This is a genomic window from Hymenobacter gelipurpurascens (genome assembly GCF_900187375.1).
In the GTDB taxonomy this organism is placed as follows: Bacteria; Bacteroidota; Bacteroidia; order Cytophagales; family Hymenobacteraceae; genus Hymenobacter; species Hymenobacter gelipurpurascens.
Genome location: NZ_FYEW01000002.1, coordinates 833,065 through 848,591, shown reverse-complemented (window position 1 = coordinate 848,591; position 15,527 = coordinate 833,065). Strand labels below are relative to the sequence as shown.

Annotated in this window: 13 protein-coding genes and 2 tRNA genes; 8 read left to right on the top strand and 7 right to left on the bottom strand. The window is 57.2% G+C overall.

Annotated features, from left to right (window positions below; all coding sequences use genetic code 11):
- Positions 1–303: 303 nt before the first annotated feature.
- Positions 304–1,305: an NYN domain-containing protein gene (locus tag CFT68_RS15410; RefSeq protein WP_088844425.1), complete on the top strand. Its 1,002-nt coding sequence runs from the start codon at positions 304–306 to the stop codon at positions 1,303–1,305.
- A 327-nt stretch (positions 1,306–1,632) separates the two neighbouring features.
- Here the strand turns inward: CFT68_RS15410 and CFT68_RS15405 are convergent, their stop codons facing one another.
- The gene (locus CFT68_RS15405; RefSeq protein ID WP_088844424.1) at positions 1,633–2,106 is read right to left on the bottom strand and encodes a PaaI family thioesterase; all 474 of its coding nucleotides are present in this window, start codon (positions 2,104–2,106) and stop codon (positions 1,633–1,635) included.
- A 70-nt stretch (positions 2,107–2,176) separates the two neighbouring features.
- Between CFT68_RS15405 and CFT68_RS15400 the strand changes: the two genes are divergently transcribed.
- Positions 2,177–2,500, top strand: coding sequence for a DUF962 domain-containing protein (locus tag CFT68_RS15400; RefSeq protein ID WP_088844423.1), 324 nt, complete (start codon positions 2,177–2,179; stop codon positions 2,498–2,500).
- Between the two features lie 15 nt (positions 2,501–2,515).
- Here the strand turns inward: CFT68_RS15400 and CFT68_RS15395 are convergent, their stop codons facing one another.
- Positions 2,516–2,953, bottom strand: coding sequence for a GNAT family N-acetyltransferase (locus CFT68_RS15395; RefSeq protein WP_088844422.1), 438 nt, complete (start codon positions 2,951–2,953; stop codon positions 2,516–2,518).
- Between the two features lie 204 nt (positions 2,954–3,157).
- Here CFT68_RS15395 and CFT68_RS15390 point away from each other — a divergent pair, with 204 nt between their 5' ends.
- Together CFT68_RS15390 and CFT68_RS15385 are read left to right on the top strand one after the other, a co-directional pair.
- A complete protein-coding gene (locus CFT68_RS15390) occupies positions 3,158–3,655 on the top strand; it encodes a YajQ family cyclic di-GMP-binding protein (RefSeq protein WP_088844421.1) in 498 nt (165 codons plus the stop codon).
- A gap of 127 nt (positions 3,656–3,782) precedes the next feature.
- The gene (locus CFT68_RS15385) at positions 3,783–4,553 is read left to right on the top strand and encodes a TerC family protein (protein ID WP_088844420.1); all 771 of its coding nucleotides are present in this window, start codon (positions 3,783–3,785) and stop codon (positions 4,551–4,553) included.
- A 93-nt stretch (positions 4,554–4,646) separates the two neighbouring features.
- Here the strand turns inward: CFT68_RS15385 and CFT68_RS15380 are convergent, their stop codons facing one another.
- Together CFT68_RS15380 and CFT68_RS15375 are read right to left on the bottom strand one after the other, a co-directional pair.
- Positions 4,647–5,426 (bottom strand): J domain-containing protein, encoded by a 780-nt coding sequence (locus CFT68_RS15380; protein WP_088844419.1) that lies wholly within the window; start codon positions 5,424–5,426, stop codon positions 4,647–4,649.
- The gene (locus CFT68_RS15375; protein ID WP_088844418.1) at positions 5,426–5,854 is read right to left on the bottom strand and encodes a hypothetical protein; all 429 of its coding nucleotides are present in this window, start codon (positions 5,852–5,854) and stop codon (positions 5,426–5,428) included. The genes CFT68_RS15380 and CFT68_RS15375 overlap by 1 nt, the downstream gene beginning before the upstream one ends.
- 580 nt (positions 5,855–6,434) lie before the next feature.
- Between CFT68_RS15375 and CFT68_RS15370 the strand changes: the two genes are divergently transcribed.
- A complete protein-coding gene (locus tag CFT68_RS15370; protein ID WP_088844417.1) occupies positions 6,435–8,939 on the top strand; it encodes a T9SS type A sorting domain-containing protein in 2,505 nt (834 codons plus the stop codon).
- A 64-nt stretch (positions 8,940–9,003) separates the two neighbouring features.
- Here CFT68_RS15370 and CFT68_RS15365 read toward each other — a convergent pair whose 3' ends face one another.
- Entirely contained in the window at positions 9,004–9,540 is a 537-nt protein-coding gene (locus tag CFT68_RS15365) for an RNA methyltransferase (protein ID WP_088844416.1), read from the bottom strand.
- Positions 9,541–9,894: 354 nt separating this feature from the next.
- On the opposite strand from CFT68_RS15365, the gene mutS reads away from it, so the two are divergent.
- From mutS to CFT68_RS15350, 3 genes are all read left to right on the top strand, one after another.
- Complete coding sequence (gene mutS / locus CFT68_RS15360) at positions 9,895–12,606, top strand: DNA mismatch repair protein MutS (RefSeq protein ID WP_088845098.1); 2,712 nt, start codon at positions 9,895–9,897, stop codon at positions 12,604–12,606.
- A gap of 230 nt (positions 12,607–12,836) precedes the next feature.
- A tRNA-Gly gene (locus tag CFT68_RS15355) sits at positions 12,837–12,912 on the top strand.
- Between the two features lie 88 nt (positions 12,913–13,000).
- Positions 13,001–13,083: transfer RNA gene (locus CFT68_RS15350), tRNA-Leu, on the top strand.
- An 88-nt stretch (positions 13,084–13,171) separates the two neighbouring features.
- Here CFT68_RS15350 and CFT68_RS22430 read toward each other — a convergent pair.
- The gene (locus CFT68_RS22430) at positions 13,172–13,528 is read right to left on the bottom strand and encodes a 4-fold beta flower protein (RefSeq protein ID WP_394340117.1); all 357 of its coding nucleotides are present in this window, start codon (positions 13,526–13,528) and stop codon (positions 13,172–13,174) included.
- Positions 13,529–13,724: 196 nt separating this feature from the next.
- Complete coding sequence (locus CFT68_RS15340) at positions 13,725–15,302, bottom strand: SBBP repeat-containing protein (protein WP_088844414.1); 1,578 nt, start codon at positions 15,300–15,302, stop codon at positions 13,725–13,727.
- Positions 15,303–15,527 lie beyond the last annotated feature (225 nt).

Genomic DNA, 15,527 nt, shown 5'->3' with positions numbered 1-15,527 from the left:
GGCCTATTTATTATCTAACTATCTCATTATAAAGTGATGATTCAAATCATTTACAGGATGCTTATAGGTTGTTATATTGAAGGGCTTGCTACTTTATGCAAGGGTAGATTTGCTCTCCGTTGCTGCCCTGCCATGTTCCGGCCGATGCTGCTATGATAAACAAGTTAAACTCATGCATTATTGGAAAACACTAAGTACCTCTAGTTGTATCTTTGACCGGGACCCTGCCCGGAGCAGGTCCTGCCGAACCGCTTACCCTGCCCTTACTTACTCACACCTTTTTGCGCACAAACCGTTTCTTGTATGAACCAGATGAATAGCCCCCTGATTAGGATCGGCGTCTTCTACGACGGCAATTATTTCCTTAAGATCAGCGATTACTACTACTTCCAGCACGACCGCAAGGCCCGCATTAGCATGGAAGGCCTGCACGAGTTTATCCGGCACCAAGTAGCGGAAGAAGAAGATGTTGATGTGCGCCTGTCGCAAATCACTGATTCGCATTTCTTCCGTGGCCGCCTATCTGCTACCGAAGCCCGTGACAAAGACCGCCTGTTCCACGACCGGCTGCTCGACGATATTTTGATGAACCTAGGCGTAAGCACCCACTACATGCCCCTGAAGACGCGCGATGGCCGTCTGCAGGAAAAAGGCATTGATGTGTGGCTGGCGCTCGAGGCCCTGGAACTGGCCATGCACAAGAGCTTCGATGTAATCGTGCTCATCGCCGGCGACTCCGACTATGTGCCCCTCATCAAGAAGCTCAATACCATTGGCACGCGCGTTATGCTGCTGAACTGGGACTTCAAGTACGTAGACTTCAAAGGCGAGAACCGCGTCACCCGCGCTTCGCAGATGCTGCTGGAGCACGTAACGTACCCCATCCAGATGCACGAGCTGATCGACCAGGGCCTGAGCACCGAGGACGAGCTGATCGAGAACATGTTCGTGAACACGCCCGAGCCGGTGGCTTTCCCCACCGTGAAGCCTGTGCGCCCCACCGGCCCTACGGCGGCGGGCCCTGTAGGTACGGTAGGCATCAGCACCATCAAAAACCTGAAAAATGGCTTTGGTTTCGTGGTAATGCCTCCCAACAACCTGTTCTTCAGCTACGCTGATATGGCCGAAGGCGACTTCAACGATCTGCACGAAGGCGACTGGGTGGAGTTCACCGTAGGCCGCAACCACCGCGACGAGGATTGTGCCCGCCAAGTGCGCAAAGTAGAAGCCCCCGAAATGGAAGAAGGTGATGAGTACGGCGACGAAGCCGAGCATCAGTCCGTTAACTCTCCCGAACGGTTATAATATCTTAGTAATACGCTCCTAGTACCCAGGTTCGGCAACCTGAAAAACCGCCGGGCTCCCGCTTGCAACACGGGTGGCCCGGCGTTTTTTGTTGTGTGAGGTGAGGTTGAGGGATGGAGTGGCCTAGGCCTGTCATTGCAAGGAGGCACGACGAAGCAATCCTTCCTTCCAGTCGAGCAAACTGCTGGCCTACCGAAAAGTCATTTCCTCTTGGCTGGAAGTAAGGGCTTTCAACTTCGTCAGATACTCTACTTGCGACAAGGAAAGATTGCTTCGCTCTGCTCGCAATGACACGGGCTAGGCCACTCGAACGTCAACTTCACTAAATCACCCTTCCTCGCTCGGAAACAGGAGGTCGTGGAAGTCGCGCTTGGTGGCGGGGTAGCGGTTGAAAGTGCCCAGGCCGCGGGCTACTACCAGATTGTCGCGGGTGGGGCAGGTGATGGTGGCACTGCTAACCACCAGGGTTTTGCCGCTGTGCTCCACTAGGCCATGCGCCACCAGGTGGTCGTGCAGATGCACGGGGTGCAGGTAGTTGATCTTGAACTCGACGGTCGAGACCAGCTCGCCCACCGTGAAGGCCAGGGAAAGCGCCGCCGCGCCCAGCGCCGAATCCATGAGGCCGGCCAGCACGCCGCCGTGGCAGGTGCCAGGGGAGGAAAGGTGCTCGGGGCCCACCGTCATGGTGTACTGCACTTCGCCGGGGTGCTTCAGCAGCAGTTCCATGCCATTGGTGCGGCCGTAGGCGTTTATCTGGTTATAAATGGCCACGAGGGCAGCCACATCGGGGAGTTGCTCCATGCTGAGAAAAGGAGAAGGAGGGGAGAATGATTGGGCAAAAGTTAGGTTACTTTAGAGAAACCTCCTGCCCATGCCTGCTCCTCCCAACTCCTCGGCCAGTTCACCTACGTTCGCAGCGTTTTATCCGCGCTACCTGCGCGAGCACAGCAAGCGCGGTACGCGCGTGCTGCACTTCATCGGGACTACCTTATTTCTGGTCTGTGTAGGCCTGTCCATTGGCAGGGGGCAGCCGTGGTGGCTGTTGGCCGGGGTGGTGGCCGCCTATGGGTTTGCTTGGGTAGGCCACTTTTTTGTGGAGCACAACCGCCCGGCTACGTTCCAGCACCCGTGGCTTTCCCTGCTCGGCGACTTTCGCCTGTACTTCGACCTGTGGCGCGGCCGCGAAAAGTTCTAGGCCAGGCTACCTGGCCTACAGTGCCTTCGACATGAGAAAGTGCGGCACCGACCCAAACAGCGTGTGCGAGGGCGCCACTACCGCGTAGCCGAGGCGCTCATAAAAGGGCACCGCCTGCTCGCGGGCGTGCAGCACTATTTCCGAGAGCTGTTGCTGGCGGGCAGCGGCTTCCAGATACTCCAGCACCTGCCGGCCAATGCCCTGGCCCTGCGCGTTGGGGCTCACGGCCATGAAGCGCACCTGCCCCTGGCCTGGGCCACTTGGGTGGAGCCGGCCTACGCCCAGGGCCTGCCCATCGGGGTCGAGTAGGAAGGCGTGCGTGGTGGTAGGGGCCTCATCATCATCGGCGCGCTCCGTGCCTTCGGGCTGGCCCCAGGGTTGGCGGAGCACGGTGTAGCGCAGGTGGTAGTAGGCAGCCCACTCGGGGGGCGTGCTAGGAGCGGCAACGGGCATAGCGCTGGCAGAAAAAGTACACGGGCAATATAGAAGGCTTCGGCCGGAATCAGCTGGTGCCGCTTCTCTAGGCCACTACACGGCCCTTTTGGCTTGTGGTATTGGCTCGGCCAATCAATCCTAACTTTCTACCTTTGGCTTTCTGCCCAAACTGGCCTAGCCGTTTGGCGTACAGTCTCCCGAACCCTTCCTCACTTTTTCGTTATGGCTTCCTTCGATATTGTCAGCAAAGTTGATCCGCAAACCCTGGAAAACGCGGTAAACACGGCTAAAAAAGAACTGCAGACCCGTTACGACCTGCGCGACACCAAGGGCGGCATCGAGCTGAACAAAAAAGACAATACCATTCTGCTCAGCTCCGAAAACTCCATGCGCGTGAAGGCCCTGGAGGATATACTGCTGACGCGGATAGTAAAGCAGGGAATTGATGGTACGGCCCTCGATTTTACGGCCGAGGAGCAGCCCAGCGGCAACCTGGTCAAGAAAACCATTAAGGTGCGCGCCGGCGTGGATAAGGACGCCGGCCGCAAAATCGTGAAAGCCATCAAAGACGCCAAGCTGAAGGTGGAAGCCCAGATGCAGGACGACCAGGTGCGCGTGACGGCCAAGAAAATCGACGACCTGCAGGCCGTTATTGCCCTGCTTCGCCAGCGTTCCGCCGATATCGGCCAGCCCCTGCAATTCGTGAATATGAAGTCGTAGCAGGTGATGAAGTAACCAGGTGATGAGGTGAAATGAGGCAAACTTGCGGCTTCAGCTCTCTCCCTCATCACCTCTAGTACCTGCTCACCCCGTCACCCTATCACTTCGTCACTTCATTACCTCTTTCATGAACTTCGATTTTTCGGTTTTTTCCAATCCCCAGACCTGGGTCAGCCTCCTGACGCTGACGTTCATGGAAATTGTGTTGGGCATTGATAACATCATCTTTATCTCCATTGTGGTGAACCGGCTGCCGCGCGAGCAGCAGAAGCGTGGCCGCAGCATCGGGCTGCTGCTGGCGCTACTGTGCCGCATTGGGCTGCTGATGAGTATTTCCTGGATTATTGGTCTCAAAGCTTCTCTGTTTGATGTGAATCTGCCCTGGATGGACGCGCCGTTCGGTGTGACTGGCCGCGACCTCATTCTGCTGGCGGGTGGCCTGTTCCTGATTGGAAAGAGCACCACCGAGATTCATACCAAGCTGCAGGGCGAGGAAGATGAAAGCAACGCCGAAGGCGGCAAGGCTACCTTCGGCAGCATTATCCTCCAGATCATCGTCATTGATATTGTGTTCAGCTTCGACTCTATTCTGACGGCCGTAGGCCTGGTGGATAACGTGCTGATCATGATCCTGGCCGTGATTCTCTCCATGGCCGTGATGATGGCTTTCTCGGGCGTCGTAGCCGATTTCGTGAACCGCAACCCCACCATCAAAATGCTGGCCTTGTCGTTCCTGATTATGATTGGGGTGATGCTCGTGATGGAAGCCTTCCACAAGGAAATCGAGAAAGGCTACATCTACTTCGCCATGTTCTTCTCCCTGATAGTGGAAGTCCTGAACATGCGCCTGCGTAAGAAAGCCACGCCCGTACACCTCCACGAATCGAAGTACGACTAAGCGCCAGACTGGCCTAGCGCACAAAAAAAAGAGCCCGTTACACACGTAGCGGGCTCTTTTTTGTGCTTGATGTTTCGGGAAAGTGTCCTAGGCCTAGGTAGAAAACACGGCCAGCAGCGCCACAATTACCCCAAGCACAGTGGCTACGATGGCCAGGTTTACGCGCATGGCTGGACCAACTCCGCGCACCTGTGCGGCTCCGGTCAGCAGCAATAAGAGCCCCGCGAAGCTCATGATGGTGCCGTACTCAAACCCAATAGGCACACGGGAGCCATCGGGTACGCGCACTTCCCGCACAAAATGGAAAAGCCGCGAGGTCTGGAGTTGCAAGGGCGGAAAGGAGTCCGGAAAATCCTGAGAAGTGGAGAACGAGCCGTGGCGGGTAACCACATAATTCACTGCCTCACCGCTTCGCGTGCGTTGTAGGTCAAGCTTTACCAGCTGCGTTTGCACGGTGTGCTGCAGCACGAAGAAATCCAGCAGCAACAGCAAGGGCAGGCCTAGTAGTACCCGGCACCAGAGCATGGCTGGGCGGTTGTAGGGGCGCAAGTCTACTTCCGTGGATGGCCGCGACCTGCGTTGCTGTACTACCACGGGTGGCCTACGGCGCGCATAAGGGGGCACCGACGGAGCAGTGGGCCGGGACACGGGCGGGGGCTGCCGTTGCCGCGCAAGCAGCGCGTCGTAGGCCTGTCGGCGGGCCGGCTGGCTCAGGATTTCGTAGGCCTCATTTACGAGCAGGTACCGCTGGTGAGCAGCCGGATCGGGCGTGCGGTCGGGGTGAGTGAGCAGCATAATCTGGCGGTAAGCCCGCCGCAGCTCATTGGGCGTGGCCTGCTCCGGAACCCCCAGCAGCTCATACAAGGTGGGCATTACACAGGCAGTAAGGCCGCAACTAGGGCTGTTTGGTCTTGAGCCCGGCGTACGGCCAGCTCCAGCAGGCGGCGGTTGAGCTCCGAGCGGTGCAAGCGATAGAAAGCCATTTCTTCTGAAGTAAACATGGCCGATACCAGGCCTACCAGCGTGTAGCGGAGCTTGGTATTACGGCCAAGCAGCTCGGCCAGCAGGTGTTGCTGCTCCGTTTCGGAAGCCGCCCGGAAGGGCACGTGGTGGTCGTGCAAAAAATCGGCCACCGTGGCCAGGAGCCGCTGGTTCTGTAGCTTGAGCACGGGGCGCAGCGTCCGGTGCAGGAAATCGGCCACGCTCTCGGTGGGGCCGGCCGGCAGCGTGGCGGCAATAGTGGGGCGCAGGGCCAGGAGCGCCGCATCGGTAGCTCCGGAATCAGGGAAAAGCTCAGACATCAGCCCGAAGATAAGACCCGCGCCCCTGGACTGTTCTTGCCTGGCGCAAACACTCCAGAAAATGCTGTGGTAGCTACGGCCAAACTAAGCCGGATAGCACGAGCCGGCGTGAAGTGGCCTACTGGGTATTTGCTCGAAATAGGCCGGTTGTGTTGCTAATCCTGCAAGATTATAACGGTTGAGCTAGAAAATTGTCAAACTTGATTTGACCAGGATAATGGGACTACGGAAAGATAAATGTGCTTGGTCTGAATTATATACGTGCGTGGTCTGGCGCGTTTGGCGAAGTGCAGAATAGAATGATTCTCTACAGCAGATAATTGCCTAAAAAAGCGCTAGGCCACTTGCTGATGCAGCAGGGGCCTGTGAGCGGGCATAGCCCGATGGCTTATGCGAAGAGAAATGGACCGAAAACCGGGCTGAATTATGTTGCTGAAAATTGAATTATGGAGCAAAAAATACTGTCAGGCTACAGACGAGCACCGAACGGAAGCCGGTGCCACTACCTTAAACGAGGGAGAATATTAGGGCTGAAAGACTTAGCTTTATAAGCACAACTACCTTCACCTTCCATCTATCGATGAAAAAACTACTATCTCTGGTCTTGTTAGCTTGGGGGGGCGCACTGCCTTTGCAAGCGCAGACGTTTGTATTAGACCCCCGGCCGGTTCCGGAAACCATTTGCCCCGCTCGCCCAGAAAACATGTTTACGCAGAAGGGCCCACCTGCTGTATTCAAGGCAACTATGGCAGGGGAGCGTCGGTTGGCGCTGGGCTCGAAGATTGAGGTGGAATACTCGGGCTTCACGCCGGAGGCGCAGGCTGCTTTCCAGCATGCGGTGGATATCTGGCAGTCGTTGCTGCACTCGCCGGTAACTATTCATGTAAAAGCCAACTGGACGCCGCTCGCTGCGGGGGTGCTGGGTTCGGCCGGAGCTTCGGCCTATTACAGCCGCATAGATGGCGCTACCAAAAGCGACGTGAGCTACCCCGTAGCTCTGGCCGAGAAAATAGCTGGCCGCGACCTGAACAGCGCTGCTTCCGCCGATATCAACGCCAACTTCAGCAGCACCTTCAACTGGTACTACGGCCTCGATGGCAATACGCCCGCCGGTAAGTATGACCTGGTAACGGTAGTGTTGCACGAGCTAGGCCACGGCCTGGGCTTCATTGCGGGCACCAACTACTCTGCTACCACCAAAGAGGGTGCTTACGGCACTACGCCCATCAACTTTACCACCTACATCGAGAACGCGGCCGGCCAGAAAATTTCGGATGTGCGCCTGTTCACGAACCCCTCTACTGGCCTAGGAGCGCAACTCGTTAGCAATGCGCTGTACTTCAACAGCCCGCTGGCGCAGGCAGCCAACACCACGGCTACTGTTGAGAAACGCCCTCGCCTTTATGCCCCCGCTACCTACTCTAGCGGCTCCAGCATCTCGCACCTCGATGAGGCTACTTACCCCGCCGGCAACCCCAACTCACTCATGTCGCCGCAGGTAGGCGCTGCCGAAGCTATCCATGATCCAGGACCGCTGACGCTGGCTATCTTCAACGAAATGGGCTGGTTTAATACCGCCATTCGGCACACTCCCTTCAAGGACACGGAAACCGCTCAGGATTTTGTGGTAAATGCCACCGTACAGAGCGACGGCACCATCACACCGGGTTCCGTGAAACTGGTGTACTCTATTGATGGCGGCACGGAAGTGACATTGGCAATGGCTAGCGTTGGGGCGGGCCAGTACCGAGCCACTATTCCGAACCCCGGCCTGGGCAAAACCGTCCGCTACTACCTCACCGCTTCCGATGTAGAAACAGGCCGCGCCTACGCTGCGCCTGCCGTAACGCGCCGCGGCGTAATTAACCGTTACGAGTTCTTCGTAGGCCCCGATGTGAAGGCGCCGTTGGTGCAGCTTACGTCTCCGTCTTTCGTGTTCGTAGAAAAGCTGCCTTATACCCTGGTCGTGAAGGCTAAAGACAACCTGGGCATCAGCAGCGTGGTGCTGGAGTACAACGTGAACGGTACTGCCCGTCCGAGCCTGCCCCTGTCCAAGTTCAACGACTCTATCTACGTAGCTACATTGAGCACAGCGGGTGGCCCACTCGTGTCCGGCGATATCATCAACTACCGCATCGTCGCCACCGATATAGCTTCCACTACCCCGAACCGGACCGTAAACCCGGTTTCCGGGTTCTACGCCGTGCGGGTGGTGGCCTTCAAAGCACCTCAGGCTTCGTTTGCTAGCCCCCTGAACAGCGAAGCGCCACTTGATTTCGTGGGCGACGGATTCTCTATTCGGCAGGAGCCGGGCTTCACCAGCCCCGCCATCAACTCCGACCACCCGTACCGGGATGGCACGGGTTCCAACTTCCAGAGCAATATCATTTATCAGCTGTTGGTGCCCATCATTGTAAATGCCGATGCGGCCAAAGCCCAAGTGAAGTTTGATGAAATTGTGCTAACCGAGCCCAACGACGCCGGCAGCTTATTCGGTGAAGATGGCTTCTACGACTACGTAGTGGTGGAAGGCAGCAAGGATGGCGAAAATTGGGTGGCTCTGACTCCCGGCTACAGCAGCCGCGAAAATGCCGCCTGGCTGGCCCGCTGGAACAGCGCCGTGGATGGCGGCGGCAACTCTACGGCCGTGGGCACTCCCGACCTGTATGCTCCCCGCACCCTCAACCTGCAGCCCACCTTCGCGGCTGGCGACGTGGTGCGCCTGCGCTTCCGTCTGTTCTCCGATCAGCTCTCGCACGGCTGGGGCTGGGCCATTGATAATCTGGCCATCCAGAGCGTGGTGACGGGTGTAGCCGAAGACCTGAAAGCCTCGGGCCTGAGCGTATATCCGAACCCCAGCACAGGGCAGTTCACGGTGGCGGCCAGCTTCCTGAAGCCCGTGAAGGACATGCAGGTAGTGGTGCGCAACATGCTAGGCCAGGAAGTACTGCGCAAGACAGTGCGAGACGGCCAGCGCGAAGTAGCGGTGCCCCTGAACATGAGCAGCTTCTCGGCTGGTCTATACCAGGTAAGCCTGACTTCCGGCTCTGAGTCGGTGACGCGCAAAGTGTTGCTGCAGAAGTAAACCAGCTCACTGATCATAAAAAAGGCGACTCCCCAAGGAGTCGCCTTTTTTGTTTTCTACTGGCCTAGTGGGCCTGCGTTATTTTGCTGATGAAGTCCCAGAGCACCACGCCGGCTGCCACGCTCACGTTCAAGGAATGCTTGGTGCCGAACTGCGGAATCTCCACGGCCGCGTCGCAAAGGGCCAGCACGTCATCGTCCACGCCAAACACTTCATTGCCCATTACCAGCGCGTAGGCCACTCCAGGCGCGGGCTGGAAGGCGGGCAGCGGCACACTGCCGGTAGTCTGTTCCACGGCCACCACCGTGTAGCCGGCGGCCTTCAGCTGCTGCACGGCCTCCAGAGTGGTAGGCACATATTCCCAGGCCACCGACTCCGTGGAGCCCAAGGCTGTCTTCGTGATTTCGCGCTGGGGCGGCCTACCCGTGATACCGCAGAGCCAGATTTTTTCTACCGCAAACGCATCGGCGGTGCGGAAGGCCGCGCCCACATTATGCAGGCTCCGCACGTTGTCGAGCACCAGGGAGAGGGGGAATTTTTGCGTATTTTTGAAGTCTGCCACCGTCAGCCGGTTCAGCTCTTCCATGGAGAGTTTGCGCATGCTACAAAAGTAGGAACGTCTGGCCGAGCGGCTGATGTTGGCAATAACAGAAATAAAGAACGGCAGATTGGCTCTCGCCATTTTACCGTCATGCTGAGCTTGTTGAAGCATCTCTTCCGCTGGCTACTGGCCTAGGTCACTGCAACGAAGCAGTAGAGATGCTTCGACAAGCTCAGCATGACATGAGCAAATGCTTTAGTCTGTCCAGTTCTAAACGTACCCTCCGTTCCCGTTCGCCAGCCCTGTGCTGGCGCTACCCTCTTGCTAGTGAAGACCAAAGTCGCCGATCCGAATAAAAAGCCTATCCGCACGCACGGCACCCTCGGGCCGGCTCCCGTGATTGATACGCCCCTGATGAAGCAGTATTACCAGCTGAAGCAGGAGCATCCCGGCGCCGTGCTCCTGTTCCGGGTCGGCGACTTCTACGAAACCTTCGGCGAAGATGCCATCACGGCTTCCCGCATTCTGGATATCACGCTTACCAAGCGCGGCGCGGGCACTTCCTCCGAAACGCCGCTGGCTGGCTTCCCCCATCACGCTCTCGATAACTACCTACCAAAGCTGGTGCGGGCGGGCCAGCGCGTGGCCATCTGCGACCAGCTCGAAGATCCGAAAATGGCCAAGGGCCTCGTCAAACGGGGTATCACGGAGCTGGTAACGCCCGGCGTAAGCCTGCACGACAACGTGCTGGAGCGCAAGAGCAATAACTACCTCTGCGCCGTGCATTTCGGTAAGCAGGAGGCTGGCATTAGCTTCCTCGATATCAGCACCGGCGAGTTTCTGGTGGCCCAAGGCACGATGGATTACCTGGGCAAGCTGCTCCAGAACTTTGCGCCGGCCGAGGTGCTGTTCTGCAAGCGCAGCCGCCGCGAGTTTGAGGAAAACTTCGGCCCCGATTTCTGCCACTTTGCCCTCGATGAGTGGGTGTTCGGCTACGACTATTGCCACGACACGCTCACGCGCCACTTCAACACTACCTCGCTCAAGGGCTTTGGCATTGATGGCCTACGTGAAGGCATTACGGCCGCCGGCTGCATCCTGCACTACCTCGCCGAAACAAAGCACACCGACGTAGGCCACATCGGCAGCATAGGGCGCCTGGAAGAGGATAAGTACGTGTGGCTCGACCGGTTCACGGTTCGCAACCTGGAGCTGGTGCTGCCCCAGCACCCCGGCGGCGTACCCCTCATCGACATCCTCGACCAAACCGTGACGCCGATGGGCGCGCGCCTGCTGCGCAAGTGGGTGGTGCTGCCCCTCAAGGAGCCCGCGCAAATTCAGCGCCGCCTGGATACCGTGGAGGCTCTGCTTCAGAACCCCGAGCTGCTGGAGAACCTGCTGCAGCACCTGCGCCAGATCAACGACCTGGAGCGCCTGATTTCCAAAGTAGCGGTGCGTCGCATCAATCCGCGCGAGCTGCTGCAGCTTTCCCGCGCCCTGGAAGCCATTGCGCCCATGCGCGAACAGCTGGCCGCCTCCGGCATTCGGGCCCTGCAAAAGCTGGCCGACCAGCTCAACCCCTGCACTGGCCTACGTGAGGAAATCCAGACCAAGATTAAGGTGGATGCGCCTATTCTGACCAACCAGGGCGGTGTGCTGAACGATGGCGTAGATGCCGAGCTGGATGAGCTGCGCGCAATGGCTTTCTCGGGCAAGGATTACCTGTTCCAGATGCAGCAGCGCGCCATTCAGGAAACCGGCATCGGCTCCCTGAAAGTGGCCTACAACAAGGTGTTCGGCTATTATCTCGAAGTCACTAACTCCCACAAGGACAAAGTGCCCACCACCTGGATTCGGAAGCAGACCCTGGTAAATGCCGAGCGCTACATCACGGAGGAGCTGAAAACCTACGAGGAGAAGATTCTGCATGCCGAAGACCAGTTGTTCGTCATTGAGCAGCGCATCTATAATGAGCTGGTGCTGACGGCCGCCGAGTACGTGGCCCAGATCCAGCAGAACGCCCGCGCCATTGGAGTCACCGATTGCTTGGCCAGCTTTGCCTCCACGGCCCGCCAGCATCGCTACGTGAAGCCGCAGGTAGATGACAGCACCGTGCTCGACATTAAGGCCGGCCGCCACCCCGTGATTGAGCGCCAGCTGCCCCCCGGCGAGGCCTACATCCCCAACGACATTCGCCTGGACCAGGAAGACCAGCAGATTGTGGTGATTACGGGCCCGAACATGGCTGGCAAATCGGCCCTGCTACGCCAAACGGCCCTGATTGTACTGCTGGCCCAAATCGGCTCTTTCGTGCCCGCCGACGCGGCCACCATCGGCGTCATCGACAAAATCTTCACCCGTGTAGGTGCCTCCGACAACCTGAGCAAGGGCGAAAGCACCTTCATGGTGGAGATGACCGAAACGGCCAGTATCCTCAACAACCTCTCCGACCGCAGCCTTGTGCTGATGGACGAAATCGGGCGAGGCACCAGCACCTACGACGGCATCAGTATTGCCTGGGCCATTGTAGAGCACCTGCACAACAGCCCCAAGGCGCGCGCCAAAACGCTTTTCGCTACCCACTACCACGAGCTCAACCAGCTCGCCGACGACTGCTCCCGGGTGCGCAACTACAACGTAGCCGTTAAGGAGGCCGATGGCCGCATCCTGTTCTTGCGCAAGCTACAGGAAGGTGGCTCGGAGCACAGTTTCGGTATCCATGTGGCCCGCATGGCCGGTATGCCTACGGCCGTGGTGCTGCGCGCCAACGAAATCATGCACCACCTGGAGCAGGAGCGCGCTAGCACTGGCCTAGAGGAAGGCCCCACCGAATTCGATGATGTATTAGCGGGTCTGGATGAAAAGCCGAGTGCAGGGAAAGTGGTGCCACTGAACGGAATAGCCAGCCAGGAAGCTGTAGAAACACGGCGTGGACCTAAGGCGCAGCCCACGGCTGCCGTGCACAATGCCCCGCGCCCTAGCCTGCAGCTCAGCATGTTTGAGCCCGCCGACCCAGCCTTGGAGCGCCTGCGAGAACTACTGGAGAAGCTGGATGTAAACACCCTAACACCTATTGAGGCCCTGCTGAAACTAAACGAGCTGAAGCTGGCGCTAGGAGGGAAGTAGCTGGAGTGGCCTAGCGCCGAAAAAGTACTGAGTCAGGCGCTAGGCCACCCAAATCTGCTGCTAGGATGTGAGTACTGCATAGTACTACTGAAAATTTTCTCCCTGAAAATCAGTTGAAAACAGGTTTTTCAGGAGTTGAATAGAGGTTTTTTTATCCCTTGTACTTGACAACACGGATTCCTGTAGTACCTTTGTCACATCAAAACGCCACTACGGCGCCAAGATCAAAAGCGAGAGTAGCTCAGTTGGTAGAGCGCGACCTTGCCAAGGTCGAGGTCGCGAGTTCGAACCTCGTCTCCCGCTCCAAGAGGATGTTGCTTCTGCAACATCCTCTTTTTGTTTTTGGCTAGTGAGCTTCGGACTTCTACCTTTGTCCGGACGCTAGTAGCCAAATGCCAGAGTGGTGTAATGGTAGCCACGAGGGACTTAAAATCCCTTGTCTTCACGGACGTACGGGTTCGAGTCCCGTCTCTGGTACTAAAAAGGCCTCTTCACCTGCGTGGAGAGGCCTTTTTTTGTGGCATTGCAAGTAAGATGGCAGTAAAGAGCCCATTGCACGGGACTTCTACTGAGAAAAATATTCGAGCCCAGACCTGCGCGACCAGCTGGCGGCACGGTGGCGGCGGGCGGGGCGGGGCTGGCGGCGGGGCAAGGTCGCTGGGAGCGGAGCTAGCCTGATTCGGTTAGGTAGTGCCCGGGCCTTGTTGTGCAAGCTTGGTCGTTCAGGACCTCCAATGGCATTCTCGGCGAATAAAGCAGGGTGCCCATCCCGGTCGTAGATCCAACCCTGATGCGCCCAGCCCAGGTAGCGGCCATTCAAGGAATAAAGGTGTTCTTGGGCAAACCAGGCGACGATATTGCCCTGCACGTCGTATAGTGCGCGGCAATCTTCATCGGCATACACAACCGGTACTCCGGTCATATTGTATAGAGTAATCATTGCGGCAGAGATATATATCGTAATTCCCTCCATACGATATGAGCCCCGCCCCCGGATTTTCTGCCGGGTTGCTTTTTCCGTGAGCTAAGCAGTAGGCCACTCTATAAGCCAGAAGACCACCCAAAGTAGATTTGGATGGTCTTCTCAGTTCTTGGCGGACCTAAGGTGGCCTAGGGACCTACTTCACCTGAATTTGCTGGGTAACGACTCCGTCAGGGAGTTGCACCCGGAGCGTGTAGAGGCCGGGCTTAACGCTGCGCATATTCAGCTCCGTCTCATTGGCTTTCAGCGCTTGCGAAAATACTTCCCGGCCCGACATGTGGAACAGGGCGGCGCGGGCGGGCAGATATTGCGCGGGTAGCTTCAGCTTGAGGTACGTAGTGGTCGGGTTAGGGTAGCAGCTAATCAGGTCGGCAAAGTGGGGCGAGTTGCCGCGGGGTCCCCGATCAATGCGGGTAAGGAAGTAAGCGCCCGTGGGGCTGGTGAGGGTAGTGCGGCCCAGTTCGAGCACGCCTGAGAAGCTACCAGCTACATATACCTGCTCCAAGGGGCTGATGGCCAAGTTGCTGCCGCTGGTAGATCCAGGGCCCAGTTCCTGCCGCCACGTCACGGCCCCCGAGTGCGTGTTCAACTCCAGTAGTTTGGCGTGCGTAGGACTGGCTGAGGTATTGACCAACGCTACGACGCTGCTGCCCGCCCAGTTTGTAGCAATGCGCTCAGTGCCAGAGTTTAGTGCTTCTAGTGAACGGACCCAATCCAAACTGGCGTCGGGATTATAACGGGCTACATAAACTTCCAGAGAACTACTCGTAAGGGTGCGGCTGCTAAATTGTGCAGCTCCCGAAAAAGGTCCAATCAGGGTGGCATGGCCGGCCAGGTCAACAGCCAGATCCGTGTTGTCCGCATTTGTAATAGGCGCTGCCCAGAGTAGGGCGCCGGAACTCCCACTGAATTTGGCCAAAATTACACTGGTAAGCACAGGGCCGGGTATCGATTGGCCATCCATAAACGGATTGCCTGTAACCCGCACTGTGAGATACGTATTCCCTGAGCCATCAGCCCCTATCCCCCGTGTAAGTGTGGTAACAGAACTGCTGAATGTATGGCCCCACGTAGCTGTACCAGCCGCATCGAAGTGTACCATAATGCCCGTCCGATTTCCTCCTACTGTAATACTTCCGAACGTAAGGGTGCTGGTGCCATAGCCGATAATGGTTGCGTTGCCGAGTGGATCAACGGCAACCCGCACTGCGGAGGTAGACTGAATGTCTCCACTACGGTCTTTGCCTTGTCGGGCCCATACGGTCTGGCCGGTAGGGGAGACTTTAACCAGGAAAGGCAGGGAATAACTACTGGCGTAAATAATATCCGACATCGTAAGAGGAGTGCCGGCTACGTTTTGGTTGACGGTTCCATTAAATACGCCCGCCACGTACGCGTTGCCGGCTGCATCTACCGCTACATCTTGCCCCGTGGCTTTAGCCCCCGTACCTCCAATGTGCGTAAACCAGAGCAATTGGCCCGAAGCAGAGTACCTCCCCACAAACACGTCTTCCAGGCCATATGGGGCTACGGTTTTTCCATTGATCGTAATCGGCTGGGTAAAGCTGCCGGTAACTACCGTATTGCCACCCAAATCGGTGGCGAGACTGGGATAATTGAGGGGGACTTGGTTAGCCCATCGGAAGGCATTCTGGGGTTGGGCCGATAGGCCTAGGCTGATAAACAGTAATACTAGAATGAGTAAGGATTTCATCGATAGAAAAAGGAAAACGAATACACCACACCACGAGCCATTTCTCCCCGCAGTCAGCAGCGCTGCGTCCCCTCCCGCCTCTGGTTATGATACCAGGAATACTTAATAATGTATAATATGAAATATAAATTATTCAAAACAAAGTTCAGCATATTCCCTTTTTGGGCAGGTCTGTAAAATTCATTCTGGTCGAGTGGCTAAACCGGCCGGACGCCAATCGATTTG